Annotated in this window: 12 protein-coding genes; 7 read left to right on the top strand and 5 right to left on the bottom strand. The window is 61.0% G+C overall.

Going from position 1 to position 15,957, the window contains the following annotated elements; genetic code table 11:
- Positions 1 to 62 precede the first annotated feature (62 nt).
- The 3 genes from V5E97_RS13565 (at position 63) to V5E97_RS13575 (ending at position 7,422) form a co-directional block, all read left to right on the top strand.
- Positions 63 to 2,891, top strand: coding sequence for a carboxypeptidase regulatory-like domain-containing protein (locus tag V5E97_RS13565; protein WP_406699852.1), 2,829 nt, complete (start codon positions 63 to 65; stop codon positions 2,889 to 2,891).
- 418 nt (positions 2,892 to 3,309) lie between these two features.
- A complete protein-coding gene (locus V5E97_RS13570) occupies positions 3,310 to 3,750 on the top strand; it encodes a hypothetical protein (RefSeq protein WP_406699853.1) in 441 nt (146 codons plus the stop codon).
- Between the two features lie 723 nt (positions 3,751 to 4,473).
- Positions 4,474 to 7,422, top strand: a complete 2,949-nt coding sequence (locus tag V5E97_RS13575) for a carboxypeptidase regulatory-like domain-containing protein (RefSeq protein WP_406699854.1) — start codon at positions 4,474 to 4,476, stop codon at positions 7,420 to 7,422.
- A 483-nt stretch (positions 7,423 to 7,905) separates the two neighbouring features.
- Here V5E97_RS13575 and V5E97_RS13580 read toward each other — a convergent pair whose 3' ends face one another.
- Complete coding sequence (locus V5E97_RS13580) at positions 7,906 to 8,388, bottom strand: hypothetical protein (protein ID WP_406699855.1); 483 nt, start codon at positions 8,386 to 8,388, stop codon at positions 7,906 to 7,908.
- 1,226 nt (positions 8,389 to 9,614) lie between these two features.
- A complete protein-coding gene (locus tag V5E97_RS13585) occupies positions 9,615 to 9,956 on the bottom strand; it encodes a hypothetical protein (protein WP_406699856.1) in 342 nt (113 codons plus the stop codon).
- A 229-nt stretch (positions 9,957 to 10,185) separates the two neighbouring features.
- On the opposite strand from V5E97_RS13585, the gene V5E97_RS13590 reads away from it, so the two are divergent.
- Positions 10,186 to 10,632 carry an Imm50 family immunity protein gene (locus V5E97_RS13590; RefSeq protein WP_406699857.1) on the top strand — a complete coding sequence of 149 codons (447 nt, stop codon included), beginning with the start codon at positions 10,186 to 10,188 and terminating at the stop codon, positions 10,630 to 10,632.
- Between the two features lie 324 nt (positions 10,633 to 10,956).
- Positions 10,957 to 11,502 (top strand): hypothetical protein, encoded by a 546-nt coding sequence (locus V5E97_RS13595; RefSeq protein ID WP_406699858.1) that lies wholly within the window; start codon positions 10,957 to 10,959, stop codon positions 11,500 to 11,502.
- 204 nt (positions 11,503 to 11,706) lie between these two features.
- Here V5E97_RS13595 and trmB read toward each other — a convergent pair whose 3' ends face one another.
- The 3 genes from trmB to V5E97_RS13610 form a co-directional block, all read right to left on the bottom strand.
- Complete coding sequence (gene trmB, locus V5E97_RS13600) at positions 11,707 to 12,480, bottom strand: tRNA (guanine(46)-N(7))-methyltransferase TrmB (protein ID WP_406699859.1); 774 nt, start codon at positions 12,478 to 12,480, stop codon at positions 11,707 to 11,709.
- A 92-nt stretch (positions 12,481 to 12,572) separates the two neighbouring features.
- The gene (locus V5E97_RS13605) at positions 12,573 to 12,734 is read right to left on the bottom strand and encodes a hypothetical protein (protein WP_406699860.1); all 162 of its coding nucleotides are present in this window, start codon (positions 12,732 to 12,734) and stop codon (positions 12,573 to 12,575) included.
- Positions 12,735 to 12,796: 62 nt separating this feature from the next.
- The gene (locus V5E97_RS13610; RefSeq protein WP_406699861.1) at positions 12,797 to 13,969 is read right to left on the bottom strand and encodes a DUF7133 domain-containing protein; all 1,173 of its coding nucleotides are present in this window, start codon (positions 13,967 to 13,969) and stop codon (positions 12,797 to 12,799) included.
- A gap of 345 nt (positions 13,970 to 14,314) precedes the next feature.
- Between V5E97_RS13610 and hisE the strand changes: the two genes are divergently transcribed.
- Positions 14,315 to 14,575 (top strand): phosphoribosyl-ATP diphosphatase, encoded by a 261-nt coding sequence (hisE, locus tag V5E97_RS13615; RefSeq protein WP_406699862.1) that lies wholly within the window; start codon positions 14,315 to 14,317, stop codon positions 14,573 to 14,575.
- A 230-nt stretch (positions 14,576 to 14,805) separates the two neighbouring features.
- The gene (gene mnmA / locus V5E97_RS13620) at positions 14,806 to 15,903 is read left to right on the top strand and encodes a tRNA 2-thiouridine(34) synthase MnmA (protein ID WP_406699863.1); all 1,098 of its coding nucleotides are present in this window, start codon (positions 14,806 to 14,808) and stop codon (positions 15,901 to 15,903) included.
- Positions 15,904 to 15,957: the final 54 nt, after the last annotated feature.

The raw sequence follows: 15,957 nt of genomic DNA on the forward strand, positions 1-15,957 counted from the left end.
TGATCATTCCCGCGCGGCGCGCATTCGGGGTTTCTCGTCCGACCGGGATTCTGACTTGCCGAATGGTCGGGCAAACAGCCGCACACTTTCTCTGGTTGATCACCTTTGGTCTGTGCTTGTCGAATCGCGCCGTCGCGACGGCTCCGGATGCCCTCCCGCAGACCCTCAGGGTCGAAGCCCGCGATCTCATTACTGACGCTCCGGTCAAGGGTGTCGTCTTCAAGCTGAGTGTGGGCGGCGGCATGAAGATCGAGGCGAGCAGCGACGCGGAGGGTATCGCCCGCTTCGAGTACACGTTTCCCGAGAGGACCGGCGGATACTCCTTCTTTATCACGGCTCGCAGTAACGGCCTCGTCCCCTTGGCGGCTCGCTGGTTCCAGGAATCGTCCTCACCGACACCACCCGACCGTCTCCTCTTCCAGGTCGAGAAGGGGACGACCATCGGCGGTCGCGTTCTCGATCAGGACGGTCAGCCACTCTCCGGCGCGGTGGTTGTCGTGAGCGTGAAAAAGGGTTACCCCAGGTCGAAACAGTGGGTTGATGTCAATTATGAGTCCATCAAGACCGACGCGAAGGGGCACTGGACCTTCACGGGGGTGCCGGAACAGCCGGATGCCGTCGAAGTTGCTGCGTACGACTACCTCCACCTCACCGAGAACGCGAGCTTTCAGACGGAGCCATACAAGCCGCTCTCCGCGCTGCGAGACGGCTCGGCGGTCTTGCGGCTCCAGCGTGGGACGATTATCGAGGGCACCGTCCTTGCGCCCGACGGCCAGCCCGTGGCCGGTGCCGAGGTTTCTTACGGGGAGGGGCGAGGCTACGCCAATGCGATTCCCCCTCTGAAGTCGGATGCCGAAGGTCGGTTCACGCTGGGAATCAAGCCGGGGACGGTCGCCACTCTGGTCGCCCACGCCCCGGGGTTCGGCCCATCGCTTCAGCGAGTCAAAGTGAGTGGGGAAACAGTGCGCACTTACTTAACAATGGACTCCGCTCACTCGTTCCGGGGCCGTGTCGTCGACCCCTCTGGAAAACCGATCGCACGCGCTCAAGTCGTGGCTTTCTGGTCTGGCCTGGAAGGTTCCCCACGCTCGTCGTTCGGCGTGGCGAGTCGACAGCAGTTGACTACGAACGATGACGGTCGATTTGAATGGAAGGAAGCACCCGGCAAGGGGGTTCAGGTCGACGTCTCCGCGGTCGGGTTTGCCGTCACGAACACGTTGAGTCTCGCTTCCGACGTGGATCACCAGATCGTCCTCACGCCGCCGACAGTCATCAAAGGTTCCGTGGTCGATCGCGAGACAGGCCAGCCGCTCCCTCGGTTCTCGCTCACGCTGGCCGCCGCCTGGAAGCTTGGAGACCCGTTCATCTGGCAGCGCGACGGCGACCTGGATCGAGCTGCCAATAAGGCCCCTGGCTCGTTCGAGTACACCACGTCGAATCCAGCCCATCGGTATCTCCTGCGCGTTCAGGCCGAAGGTTATCTTCCCGAGGACTCGGAACCCTTTTCCACGGACGGGTCCGCCCACACCTTGCCGTTCCGACTCATCAAGTCGGCACCGGTCCGCGGCGTGGTCTTGAACCCCGATGGCTCACCGGCGCGAGACGGCTTCGTGTACGTCGTCCCGTCCCATCGGGACGGCTGGATCGATTATCTTTCACTTCGGAATGACGACGTTCCAACGGAAGATCGATCGGGCACCGTGCACGCGGCGATCGGAAGCGATGGACGCTTCGTGCTCCCGCCGCAGAACGAGAACTTCGCAATCCTGGCCCTGACCAACACTGGCGAAGCGCTGGTTGACCGACCTGACGTTCAGGGAGAGGCAACCCTCCGGCTTCAACCGTGGGCTCGCATCTCCGGAACCGTAACGATCGGCGGCAAGCCAGCGGTCAACCTGCGGCTCCAGTCGTACGATCCTGATGAGTCAACCCCGATCCAGAACGAGCCCCGGCTCGTCCGTAGGTGTTTCGTCAAGACCGACGCCGAGGGCCGCTTCGAGTTGCCCCACGTCATGCCGGGTCGTCTTTCGTTTGTCGAGTGGGTGCCCAATGGTGTGAATCGACGCATCTGGCCTGTCATCCGGGGGACGGTCGATGTCGAGGCGGGGCGTTCCTATGATCTCAAGATCGGCGCCAGCGGCCGGCTTGTCAGCGGCCAGCTTACACTCCCTCGCACCGACGACTGGATGATCCGCAAGGCGGAGATCGTCCCCAGGAACGCGCGGACAGACTGGCCCGCGAAAATCGGCATCGAGCTTCTCGAAGAGGGCCACTTCCACGCGATCGATCTTCCGCCGGGTGACTATGCCCTTCGCATCGCGCTTCATGAACCGCCCCCTCCCGAGTCGTGCGGCTGGGGACGCGTTCTGAGCGAATACATACACGATTTCTCCGTGCCCGCGGGGGCGACGGCGAGTGATCCCCCGCTTGATCTCGGCAGGCTTGAATCCGTATTAGTCGATGTCCGACCCCTGGAAGTGGGCGACCACGCCCCGGACTTCACCATCAAGACCCTGGAAGGCAAGGAACTGAAACTCGCCGACTTTCGAGGCAAATACGTTCTGCTGGATTTCTGGGCGAGCTGGTGCGCTCCCTGTCTCGCCGAAATGCCGAATCTTCAGGCCCTCCAAGATCAGTATGCAAAAGACCCTCGGTTCGTCATCATCGGCCTCAGTCTCGACGATCAACCCGGCCCGGCGGCATCATCGGTGAAGGCGTTGAAACTCTCGTGGCGCCAGGGGTTGGTGGGACCCGACTCACCGGTCGTCTCCGCTTACGGTGCCACGGCCATCCCCGCAACGTTCCTGATCGGCCCTGAAGGCAACATCCTTGCCAAGGACCTTCGAGGTGAGAAGACGAAGGCGGCACTTGCCGAGGCCCTCAAGCCATAAAAATGATTCAGTGCGAACACTATTGGGGATAGCGAACGCTATGGTGGATATTCTTGGTTCTTGAAACAGTTTGCGAAGCTAAGTAAGATTACCCCTGTGATAAATTTTTGATGTCGTGTTGGTTGGATATGAGGAAATGATTAATGGATCTCCCAATTTCGGTTCGCCTGACTCAATTTGCCAGCAGTTCACCGTCAAGAGCAGGACCAAGGCCGACTTTGATGCCGATCTTGTCATCCAGGGCGAGCTTGGCGAGCTAGACAGCAAACAACCAGGAGGAGAGTGATCTGGCCGTTGACCGCCTGACTTCGCGCTTCGGCGAACCCTGCACCGTCGCGACGGCTTCCGCTATGATCTATCGCCGATCGAACGGGTTGGTCCGCTAAGCTTTCGTGGTCGGCGAGCGGAGGGAATTCGGATGGTGAAAACTGGTCAACTTGACTTGCCGTCAGGCCGGCGGCTGTATCTTTGCGAATTACGGCAGTACCTGACCTACGAAGGGCTACTAGAAGGGCTGCCGACCGTCGAGCGGAACAAAAAGTGTCTCGAGCAGCTGGTCGCTAACCACCGCGGCAAGCTGTATGCGGGTGAACCATATCTCGTCCGCCCGACCGAGACGCCTATCGAGTACAATCGGGACGGCAAGCCATACCCGTTTGGCATTCCGTCGGCCCTTCCCGCAGTGACGTGCATTGGGCGGTTCGAATCGCGCCAGCCGGCCCGCAACGAGAGCAGCGACCAGTCCACGCTGGTGATAATCTGGTTCCAAGATGAGTTCGCGTTCCCAATTGATCCATCCGTGGTCGTTCAGATCTTGGCCATCGACTGGGAAACACACGCCGCGGACACGGACTTCTGAGCAAGGCACGCCGAGCCAGTCCCTGAATCATGACTTCGGTGTCATGGTATAATTGTATGGCGAACTGAATAGAATGTGCCTTTTGTGTGGCCCAATTCTTTGCCGTCCGAAGTCATTTTCACTAACCAAGTCGGTCCTGCCAGTCGTAGGCGCTAAGATCATCGCCGTATTCGCGGAGATGAGTGATAGCTGCTCAACACGCTTTCGGAGCCCATCGAGCTGCTCGATGCCGCCGACTTATTTCTGGCTCGCGCTGTTATGGAGGTTAGGTTCGGGACCGTGTTTGGAGTGACGTGTGTCGCCTTCTCGCAGAGTTCCGAGTACCATATGCCGTCAATCGGTATTATAGACTTCTCGTTGATTTGTGTGCGAACTGCGCTCGGCCCGAAGCTATTAATTCGCTCCTTCTTTGTGGGAGGGTGAAAATGGAGCATTCCGATTTCTGGAAACGGTATGTGTGAACTTGATAAGAATGCCCCCCCCCCGTGTAATTTTCGTGATCTTTTATTTTGCCAAAGCAACGGCAAAATTTGATGAATGTAGGTGTTGTGATTGGTCGTCGTCAATGGAGGAAAAGCACTCTCCTCATCAGGGACTTTGCTACACGGATACGATCCACTCAACATCCCGAAATATTTGGTGCGTGATTCGACTCCGGCCGATAGAGTGAACCGATCGGCGTCTCTGTGCGCTTCGCCATTCCCGATGGCTGGAGAAAAATCCATGGGCTGGAACCTTCGAACGATCGCCCTGATCCTCCTCGTGGTCTCGACTGCCCGGGGCGACCAGACCGAGCCCGACCTTGTCGGCACCGTGGTCGACGAGTCCGGCAAGGGTGTCGCCGGGGCAACCTTGACGGCCACCACCTGGGGCAAGCCGATCGAGATCGAAGCCGATGCTTCCGGCGCGTTCCGGCTGGTCGTACCGCCCGAGCTCAAGTCGAGCGGCCGGCTCTGGATTTCGCTCCTGGCCAGGGACGCGGAAGGACGACTTGGCCTCCTGTCCGTCTTCCAGGAGGTGGAGACGAAAGTGCCGGTGAAGGTGGTCCTCATGCCATCCCGCGAACTGGTCGTGGTCGTACGCGATGGCCAGGGCAAGCCTGTAGCTGAAGCTGATGTCGACGTCATCAAAGACTCACTTCCGGTCGTGGCGGGCCGGACCGACGCCAATGGGCGATGGGTCACGCGAGTGCCCGTGGGTGCGACCCGCTGGGCGGTGCTTGGCCGCAAAGCGAAGGTCGGGATGGACTATGCATCAGCCGATCGGGCGCGGGGATCGCTGGAGAAGGCGATCCCCTTGCCGGGAGAGGTCGGGCTCAAGCTCGACGGGGTGCAGCCGCTGCGAGTCAAGGTCGTCGACCGCGAGGGAAAGCCGATCGCGGGCGTGAACGTCGGTCCCTGGCTGATCTGGAAGCCAGATCATGAGAGCGACATCAACCTCAGCGGGATGCTTACTCGATGGCCGGCGACCGGCCAGGACGGCCTGGCCTCGCTCGACTGGCTGCCCGAGATACCGAAACGGGGGCGCTCGATCCTCGCGCACAGCGAAGGCTATCACACCGCGGATCATGCAACCTCGGTTCCGCCCGACAAGTCCGTCGAAGAAGTGACGATCACCATGTTGCCGAACGAACGGCTCTCGGGCCGGGTGAGCGACGCCGAGGGCCGCCCCGCGGCCGGGGTCGTCATCAAGCTCCAGGGCCAGGGGGGCGGCGACAATCAGTTCTTCGGCACAGCCCGGACCGACGCCGAGGGACGCTACGAGACGAAGGTCTATTCCGAGCAAGCATACGTCCTCACCGCGACCCGCGACGACCTCGCCGCGCCCTATCGCTCGGACGTGGTCGTCTTTGCAGGCAAGCCGCTCGAAGGAGTCGACCTGGTGCTCGGCAAGGCCACCAGGATTCGCGGCCGGGTCACGGTCGGCAAGGACGAACGTCCGGTCCCGAAGTCCCAGGTCACCCTGCTGATTCGGAAGGGGCAGGTCCCCAAGGAGCTGGTCCGGCCGGGGGACCGCTTCTCCCGGGAGATTTCCCTGCGGGCCTGGGCGATGTCCGACGACTCGGGCCGTTACGAGTTCACGGTCGGCCCCGGCGACTACCAGATCCTCGGACCGCCGCGAGTCGATCCGGCCAAGGTCTCGATCCCGCCAGCCAACCCCCCGGCCGAGATCGTCGTCGACCTCAAGATGCCCCGGCCCGAGGTCGGCCCGTTCGCGGCGACGGTGGTCGACTCCGAAGGCCGGCCGGTCGCCGGCGCCGTCGTCGAGGGTATGTACGCTTCGTATCAAGCCCGTCGGTCGTTCTCTCCGCTCAAAACGGACGATAAGGGTTCATTCCAAGTCGAGCGCTCGCTCGACCCGCTCGTTCTCTACGTCAGGACCGCCGACGGCAAGCGCGGCGGCATTTTCCGCTCGGATGCCGAGGCGACTGAGGCGAGGATCGCCGTCGGCCCGGTGGTGCCCGCAACCGGAAGGTTACTCGACTCTAACCTCCAACCCGTGGCGAAGCGGAAGCTGAGCTACGGCATCCGCGTCTACAAGGGACCTGAGCAGACCGGTCCCTGGGCCGAGACGTACGGCGGCACGACTGAGACTGACGACCAAGGCCGGTTCACCCTGGAAAATCTCGTCCCCGGCCACAAGTACAACCTCACCCTGCCACTGGGCGATGATGGCTCGTCGCGAAATGTGACCGAACTGACCGCCCCCGGACCGGGTCCCTTCAGCCTGGGCGACGTGTCTGTCGACACCCAGCCGATCAAGCCCTATGTTCCGCCCACGCCGCAGGAGCGGACGGTCCAGGCCTTCGCCGCCCGTGCAAGGACCTCACCGAAGGAACGGCTGGCGGCGATGCTCCCCGAGGCGAAGCGAGAATACACCCGACCCTTGCTCCTTTTCGGCAAGAAGGACGATCCTGCTTGCGTTGACCTCTTCCGCCTCTTCAACGAGCAGGTGTCCGAGCCCGACGAGAGTAAGGAACCGGCAAAGCGTCGCCCGCCGACCCCGGCCGAACTCCGCTGGGAATTCGAGCTAACGTCGCTCGACCTCGGCCAGGCCGACACACTCCCCTTCGGTCAGGAGCTGGGCATCGAGCTCGGCGAAGGCCAACCGCCGATCCTTGCCGTTCTCGATGTCGACGGCAAGGTCGCCGCGCAGTATCCGCTCCGGCTCGACGAGGCGAAGAAACTCGACGACCTGGCGCTCGGCAAGTTCCTGCTCGAGCACAAGCTGCCCACCCGCAACGCCGAGAAGATGCTGGCCGACGCCCTGGCGAGAGCGAAGGCCGAGGACAAATGCGTCTGGTTCATCGCCTCGGCCTCGTGGTGCGGCCCCTGCCGGATGCTCGCCCGGTTCCTCGCCCCTCGCAAGGGCGACCTCGAACCCCATTTCGTCTTCGTCAAGCTCGATATCAGCCGTGACCTCCACGCCAGCTCGGTCCGTGACCGTTACAAGGGGGCCGCCGAGGGAGGCGTGCCGTGGTTCGCCATCCTCGACGGTGACGGGAATCCGCTGGCCACTTCGAACATGCCGGACAAGAAAGCGGAAGCCGGCTCGTCCAACATCGGTTTCCCTCGACCAGGCCGGCGGTCGACCACTTCGCGGAGATGCTCCGCCAGACCGCGCCTCGGCTCACGGCGGAAAAGATTGAGGAGCTCCGTAAAGCCCTGCTGAAAAAATAGCGTGTCGGCCATCTGTTAATTTGTTCTCGAATGAGAACAAGATCACATCAGTGTCTATGTGCTCTGACCGCTAGGCTTGGCAACTCACTCAAGCCTGTTGGTTTACTCGCTTTAGAGCGGTTTACGATCACATTGCGCAGGGTGGAGGAAAACGGGGACTGGCTCCCGGCCCACTCCATGCTCGGCTTTTCCGGACGACCTGGCGGCCGGGTGCCAGTCCCCATTTTCCGGGCCGTCACGGGCGGCCTCGGCGGAAAGGGGGACAGCGACTGTGTTGGAAAACGGGGTCTCTGACTTTTGTCTTTCAGCGGAAACCCCGTTTTCCAACACAGTCTTCTCGTGTTCTGCGAACATACAAGGCACCTCCGCTGCGCTCCGGAGCCAGTCCCCGTTTCCGCACGTGCTCCTGAGTCTTGAGAACAACCACCGTGCGCAACGCATCCGCAAACCGCTCTAGGTGAATGGCCACCGACTGTTAGCCCGGCGGAATAATATGGTGGACATGATCCATCAGGTTCACGTAGTCGCCTTGCTTCTGTGCGGGGATTTTCCCGGCTAGGAGCATATTGAACGAGAGCAAGATCGTTACGGTCGCGTTGTTCTCAAGGCAACCGAACACGAAATGCCAAGGATAGATGGCGAGGGACCTGTCCTTGGAGAACACCCCGATCGCCTTGGTGTCCCCGCGGCCTTGGAAGACCACGCCTGACCACTCCCAGTTGAATTGGCGGACCATTTGCTGGCCCCAGAGGCTTCCGAGCGGCAGTGCGCGGTCGAGCCAGTTGTCCACGTGACCAGACGACCTCGTCCGCGGCTTTGAGACAAACGTGTTGATCGCCGTAACGATCTTCAGTGGCGGATCATCAGTCGTGACATCGGCGAGAGCTGCTCCTTCGTCTGCTGAGTCGTTGATACCCGCCAAGATGTGAGGTTCGACCGTGTAATCAGAAACGCTCATAAGCTTGTGTCCTCGGCCTAACTCGTATTCGGCCCCGGGCGGCGAGGGGTAACTTCTGGTGGGGTAGATCTACGATTCCTCGTTACGCCGTAGCACGCGGGTGACTTCCTCCGCGAACTCCTCCGGAAACGGCGCCGGGTGTCGGAGCAGCCACGTGAACACATGGGGTTCAGTGATCGCCGGGCCTTTCCCCCAATTCGCCTTTATTCCACGCACAGGAACAACGGCGTCATGAGCGATAGCGTCATATGGTGATGCCAGCCTACCCAACTCCGGAACTCATCGTGGTCAAGTCCCGCATCCCCGTAGCCGGCCCCGAACATCTCCTCGATTGTGAGGTCTGGGGATTTTAGCAAAACCGCAAACCGGGCCTCGAGTCCTGGCAGCTTACTCAAACTTTCTGATTTATCCTGCTTAGGTACATGGCCACCGACTGCTCTCATTGCTGGACGTCTCGATGTCGCTTGGGCTCAGTGAATCCAGAGGTAGGGTAGCGGAAAAGCGATTCGGGTCGGGAGCACCAGCATGGTTATCGGGGTCCTCCTTCGAGAGGCACTTGCCAGAGTCTAACCTGATGGACGTCATCTCGAAATCCGCCGACGTACGCCGTAAGCTCACTGCCAACTGGGCACCAATCGTCGGTTCGGTATCGCTCGGGAGTCAAGTCCTTCATGACCACGATTTCCAATAGGGCTGGATATCCCACCCCTAAGTCAACCCACACTCCAAAGGGCGATTTGGCGACGACCCTACCCGTTACGGCCCGATCGATTATCAGACGCTGCTTGAGCGTCTCCCACTCAGCAGATCGGCGGGGCGAGCGGTGATCCGGGAATAGCTTCTCAAGGTCGTCGAAGGTGCTCATAACTTTCCATCATGTCCTGACCGAGCAAGTTTTGAAGCCCGAAAGTTGGGAAATCGAACTTTATTTGAGGTATTCAATATAAGTTAAGCCCCTCAGGCGAACCTTTCCCAATGAAGCTTCCGACAATAGCATCTGGCAAGTAGGATCGGCGTGCATAGAAGGAGACTTCTTCGCTGGAGCAGGGAAGTGGGTGGGGACCTGCCAACCAACGATCAGGCAACCTTATTGACGCTGACTGTGCCGTCTATGGCCACCGGAGAACGTCGCGTGTGGCAGGTTGTCCTTGAAGCGAAGGCCCCCATGCCTCTTTGTTGCAAATTGATGATCGATCGGGTTGGGGCATAGTGTGTTCATGAGTCGCTTACCTGAACCACCGCAGTCGCTTCTTCATAAGCCGCTCGAACCGCATCCGGCCATCTGCTGTGGGGCAAGTGGTCACCCACGGCTGTGGGGTCGGTGCGGCTTCGAAGTATTGGAACACGAAGCATTCGCCGACCGGATCAAACTCGACGGTCAGCATGGCGTGCCCCCAGTGAATTGGGCTCGTGCGGGCGATGCAGAGTCGGGCGTGGGAAGTCGTCGGGAAGAGACTCGTTGAGTAGGGCGACGAGGCGATGAATTCGACCAGGTTCAACATCGGACCGAGGTCCCGATAGAACTTCACGACCTCGGGCCAAGATCGCGTTTCGACGGTGAATGCCATCAGTGCCGCCCGCTCCTAAGCCCATCCGCCCAGTTCGCCAGGTAACACCTGATGATAGCAGGACATCCACGGCCGTGCGCCAGCTTGAAAGAGGAGTTACCCATAAGCCGACAGGAGGACCGAGTGGCCCTGATTCGGATCGACGAGGGCAGATCGGGTCGCGTAAGATCGGCGGAGGTGCTTGAACTGGAATTTGGACCGAGCATCACTCCCACACCAGAAAGAGGATATGGACGCGACCGATCGAATTCTCGGGGGTGAAAGGCTCACATCCGTCTTCGGTTACTGGCCCTCATTTCACGACGCCGAGGTTATTTGGCTCCGGATGGACCGCCGGTCGTTCGCCGATGGAGGAGGGCCGATCGTCGAGTTGATGCTTCATACATTCGAGATTACGAGTGACGTCGGGCCTGATGGCTGCTACGTGTTGCGGAACCATGTATTGGTCCATTTCCGCTTCCATGACGCGGTTGAGTTGCGACTTGCAGGGTTCAATCACCAGAACGCCTTGTTCGGCTTGACCGTCTCCGACCTCCGCGAACGCCAGTGGGAGCACATCCATTTCGAAGTCCATCTCCAACCGGCATTTGGCGTAGGGGCTTCGTTCCAATGCCACGAGATTGAGGTGTTGAGTGTAGAACCCTGCGACAAGAACGGAGTGCCGGCCGACGCTTGATTGCGTTCTACGGTGGATTTGGCGACTTGTAATGAAATGTAAAAATAATACTATCTGGATAGATTGCCGATAACCGCAGGTACTGAAAACAGCGTCCTTCGCTTTCCATCCGGTTGGCAGCCTGTGGCCGGCCGCGTACGCTACAGCGGTTGGTGTTCGGCTGGCGCACGGAAAAAGGGTCAGGCACCCGGCCGCTACGTGGAACAGACTGTGCCAAGGGACCCGCGGGCCGGGAGCCAGTCCCCTTTTTCCTTCGTCGTACGCAACCCGTTGGTAAACCGCTGGAGATGGTGGGCACGGCCTAGAGGCAGGGGAGGGCAGCCGGTGTTCCGTTCACTGACCCTTGTCGCTGTCACAATCTGTGCGGTCTCAGGTTGCCGCGAAAGCGACAGATCCCAAGTCGCCGGAAAGGAGGACCGGCCGCTCGCTGCCTTGCCGATGCCTGCCGAGATCACTGTTCTTAGCGGCACAACTTTTCGGTGCGGGAATGTGCCTTGTCAGTTGCTCGGGGTAAAGGAGTCGGCTGACCCCGCCGTCCGGGAGCGGGCGGAGAGGTTTACCCGTCTGTGGTTCAAGAGTGTCGGCAACTACATCGGGATTTACAACAGCAGCAACCCGCTGATGGCCAAGGACGGAACGTCGGTCGTCTGGATACGGGGATACGACACCTACCTCTCCTGCCTGAGCGAGGAGTTGGTCCGAGTGGGACTCGCGGAGGTTGATGGCTCGCTGTGGGCCGACTACACCTTCACGGTCCCGAGGAAGGACGGTGAGGCGGTGGAAGACTGGCTCGGAATCCTCCGCAAGGCAAAGGAAGGGCACGAGCGAGGAGAGAAGCCCCACGTGTTATTCGATTGGCCACTGAAGTGAACGAGGTCGAAGGCCAACCTCGCATGGCATCGGCCCCGGCCCATTGCAAGCACTATTCAGATTTAACGATCCGCGAAAGAGCTAACGATGATTCTTGCGGTTTCCGCCACGGGTTGGTTTGCAGTAGTACGGCCGGCCCGGCCGTAATTCCGTGACCAGGCCGGAAATCTCTCGAGATTCTCGCCAAGTCGCGGATCGTTGTGTTTAAGACGGTCGGCCCTCTTCCCAGGCATCGAGATCGCACCAGGGGCCGCGGCTCTTGAACCGGGGGGCGGGTAAGGTCTCGGCCAGGGCGAGAGCGGTGTCGCGCGTGATGTCATCGCGGCGGCGGCCCGCGCCTCGGAAGATGCGCAGGCCGCGGCCGCGGGCCAGGATCTCTCGCCGCGATCGGCCTGCGGGGGCGTCGGGCCAAGGTCCCACCTGTTCCGCAAAGTCGAAGAAGACGGGGATGACCTTCTCGAAGTAGGCCCAATAATCAGGGTTGTCGGTCTGGATGACGAATAGGCCCCCAGGTTGAAGACCACGGTGAACGTCGGCCAGAAACCGAGGGGTCACCAGGCGGAGGTGCGCTTGGCGCGGGTTGTGGTAGGGCTGGGGGTGGTAGAGATGGACCTCGGCGAGACTGGCCTCGCTCACGTACGAGGCCATCAACGACTGGGCGTCTCGGACCGCGAACCGAACGTTATGCAGCCCGCGTTGGTTGGCGCGGCGGGTGGCGTAGCGGATCACCACGGGGAGGATATCGGTGGCGAGATGATTGACTTCGGGACGAGCCAGGGCACTCAAGAGCGTATAGCGACCGTTACCGCAGCCGAGTTCCAGAATCGTGGGCGCGGAGCGACCGAAGATCGCGGCCCAGTCGAGTGGGCCCGGTGGAGGCAATCGCTTGATCGCCGTTCGTGCCCATTCCGACTCCGGGAGGATCTGCCCTGGGATCGTGACTCCGAACTCCATCTCGACATCGCCAGGACTCGGCATTGGTTTCCTCAAGAGGCCCACTCATTCCGAAGAGAAGAACGAGAAATTCATAGTTCGCCAGTCGGCTTGCGACAAACTGGATCAAGCGCAAATCAATTCCGAGGGACGCGGTTCATCGTGTAGTGGCAGGTGCCAGGATTGGCGTCGGGCAACGTGGTCCGGACTTCGTAGATTCGGTCAGGAATCAGCGGTTCCTTGAGACTCAGTCGAACGGTTCGACCGTCGGGCCCGAGCGTGGCCTTGGCGACGTGCAACGATTCTTCATCGACGGGTGGAGAGTGATAGGCCCCTTGGAAGATGTGGTGATAGCGTCTGATCAGGTAGCGGTTCGGATCGGTGGCCGCCGCGGCATCGGCAGGCGCTGCAAAGTAGGTGAGGTGAAGCCGTCGTGAGCGGCCTTCACTTCCTGGATCCCGAACGTTCGCTTGCCTGTATCGGTCACTTTGAAAACGGCTCCTTGTTCGGGTTCGCCTCCCCAGGCGGGTTCGCGTAGGCTCCCGACGTACAGCTCGCCCCGAGGCGAGAAGGCGACGCAGATTGGCCCGAGCAGGTTCTCGAGAAAGGGATAACAGGCCCCTTGGGTCTGGCCGTCGACTTCCTCAAGGCTGGCGCGCAGGATGAACCGATTGTTGTATTCGCAGAGGATGAGCTGTCCTTCGAGCGGGCCGAACTTGCCGCCGGTATCGGCGAATTCGAGTCCGTTGACCGAGCGTGCCCAGGGGTACGGAATCCGGACGGCGGGGGGGACGACGGGTCGCCCCGACCCGGTAGGAGAATCGGCCTGGCTGGCGTAGCCGTACCAGCCGCCGGGGACAAGTTGATCGATCTCACAGGTCGTCTTCTGCTGCCCTTGGTTGTCGGTAAAGAAGACCTTGCCGTCGTGACCTCGCGTGGCCCAGCCCGTGGGATAGCGCAGGCCGTCGGCCACGATGGAGACTTGACCGTCGGGTTTCACGTTGACCGCTTTGCCGCGGAGGTAGTGACGCCCCTTGATGGGACGTTCCCGGACGTCATCGGTGACGGGACAAATGATCCAACCTCCGCCTGGCCATCGGGCGATCCCGGTCGTCCAGTCGTGGTGATCCTTGGTGACGTCCCAGTCGTCCGAAAGGGTCAACCAGCGCTCCGCCCAGCCATCGCGGTCGCGATCCGAGAGGCGGAGAAAGGCACTTCGGGTGGCGATTAAGAGGTCGTCTCCCTCCGCTTTCAGGCCCAGCGGCCAGTGCGGCAGAGTTCCCGCCCACCGATTGTAGCGGTCGAGTCGCCCGTCGTTGTCGGAATCGGCCGCAACCAGGACGTTGCCGTCCATCGATCCGACCACCAACGATCCATCGGCCCGAACCGTCATGCAACTCGGCAAGACGTCGTTCGGCAGCGGGAGCTTTTGGGCGACGTACCCGCCCGAGGCTGCCAGGGGCTCGGCGGCTTGCGCTGAGAGTGTCCCCAGAACGAGGGTTGAGGCAACGATGGAAGCAGCGAAACATCTCATAAGTACGGTCCCGTCCGGCCCTGCGCGTGGTTGTCCTTCATCTTGACAGACGGGTCGCCCGCCGGGCAAGCGGCCCGCGATCCTCAAAAAGGGAACGGAGGGGGACTTGTTGGTCTTTCATTGAGGTCGAATGCGATGTTCATCGCCCCCCTCTGGACGGTATCTTGGAGGGGTCGTCGCTCTTTAGCGGCAGGCGATCGTCCGAGCGATCGTTGGCTGGGATCGACGTTGAACCCTCGAGCTGGACCCTGAGCCTGAGCCCTCCATGTCCGAATCGTCCGTCGTCGCCGACCTGATGGCTGTGATCGCCGAGCGCAGTCTCGTCCGCCCGCCGACCGGTCGTATGTGGTTTCCCTCCTTCAGGCAGGTGATCCCAAGATTCTGGGGAAGATTGCCGAGGAGGCCGCGGAAGTCGTGGCGGCCGCCGCCGAACCTGGCGACGAAGGACGCGATCATCTGGTCCGCGAGGCGGCCGACCTCATCTTTCACGCGTTGGTCTTGCTTGGCAGACACGACGTCTCGTGGCCGGCCGTGGAGGCAGAACTGGCCCGCCGGTTCGGCATCAGTGGGATCGTCGAGAAAGAGTCCCGATCTAGCCAGGGATAAAAAAAACGATCGGTGAAAGTGAATTTGCGCCGGGCAACGTCTGCGAGTCCGGAACCCATGGCAGGCGGCGAAAAAGGCCTGTTGCACTCGTATATTGGAGATTGTCTTCTACGAGGCCTGACCGCTGTTCCATTGTTGGATCGTGGCACGAACCATTGTCGCTGACTCTCGGTCTGGTTTACGATGAGTCGGAGGCGACACGTTTAAGAGTTTTGGGAGTCTGGGGTTGCATGGCTAGTCGTGTAGTTCTGGCGATGAGCGGCGGAGTGGATAGCTCAGTGGCCGCGCACTTGCTCAAAGAGCAGGGGCATGAGGTCATTGGCCTCTTCATGCGCACCGGCGCCCATGCCGAGGACGCCGAACGCCGCTCCAAGACCTGCTGCAGCGCGACGGACGCCGTTGATGCGCGGAACGTCGCCGACCGGCTCGACATCCCGTTCTACTCACTCGACTTCGAGCCCGATTTCAAGCGGATCATGGATCAGTTCGCTGACGAGTACGTCGCCGGTCGAACGCCGAACCCGTGCGTGATGTGTAATATCTGGCTCAAGTTCGGCAAGCTCTGGTCCTACGGGAAGCAGGTCGGCGCCGATTTTGTGGCCACGGGACACTATGCCCGGATCAAGTCCGCGCCTGATGGCTCGTTGCGGGTGGCGCGCGGCATTGATGAGGCGAAAGACCAGTCTTACGTTCTGTTTGGTCTGCGCCGGGACTTGCTCTCAAACGTCTTGCTTCCGATCGGGGAGTATCCCAAGTCGGAAGTCCGTTCGATCGCTCGCGAGTTGGGGTTGCCCGTGCACGACAAGCCGGACAGCCAGGAGATCTGCTTCGTCCCGCAGGACGACTATCTCGAGTTCGTTCGCGCCCGACGGCCGGGCCTCGACACATCAGGGACCATCGTGGACGAGGACGGGAAGGAACTCGGCCGCCACTCCGGTATCGAGGCCTTCACGATCGGCCAGCGGCGAGGACTCGGGGTGGCCGTGGGATCACCGCGGTACGTCGTCCAGATCGAGCCGACATCAAAGACAGTGACCGTGGGCCGGCGGGATTCGCTCGAGAAGCAGGGGTTGATCGCGACTCGCTTCAACTGGCAAGGCGAAGTTCCCCAGGCTCCCATTCCCTGTCTGGCACAGATCAGGGCGCATCATACGGCCGTCTCCGCGACCGTCGAGCCGCTCGCCGGCGATCGCGCCCGCGTTGTTTTCGAGACACCGCAACTGGCAATAACCCCCGGCCAGGTGGTCACGGTCTACCAAGACGACCTGGTGCTGGGCGGCGGCTGGATCGATCAGAGTTTCGATATCTCCCCCGAAGTCGAATCCTGACGCATTTTTTTCGCGTTTTCATCTCTTGACACGTTCCTGATTGAACGATCGCTT

Origin of the sequence: Singulisphaera photorubra, assembly GCF_045290345.1 — a bacterium.
In the GTDB taxonomy this organism is placed as follows: domain Bacteria; phylum Planctomycetota; class Planctomycetia; order Isosphaerales; family Isosphaeraceae; genus Singulisphaera.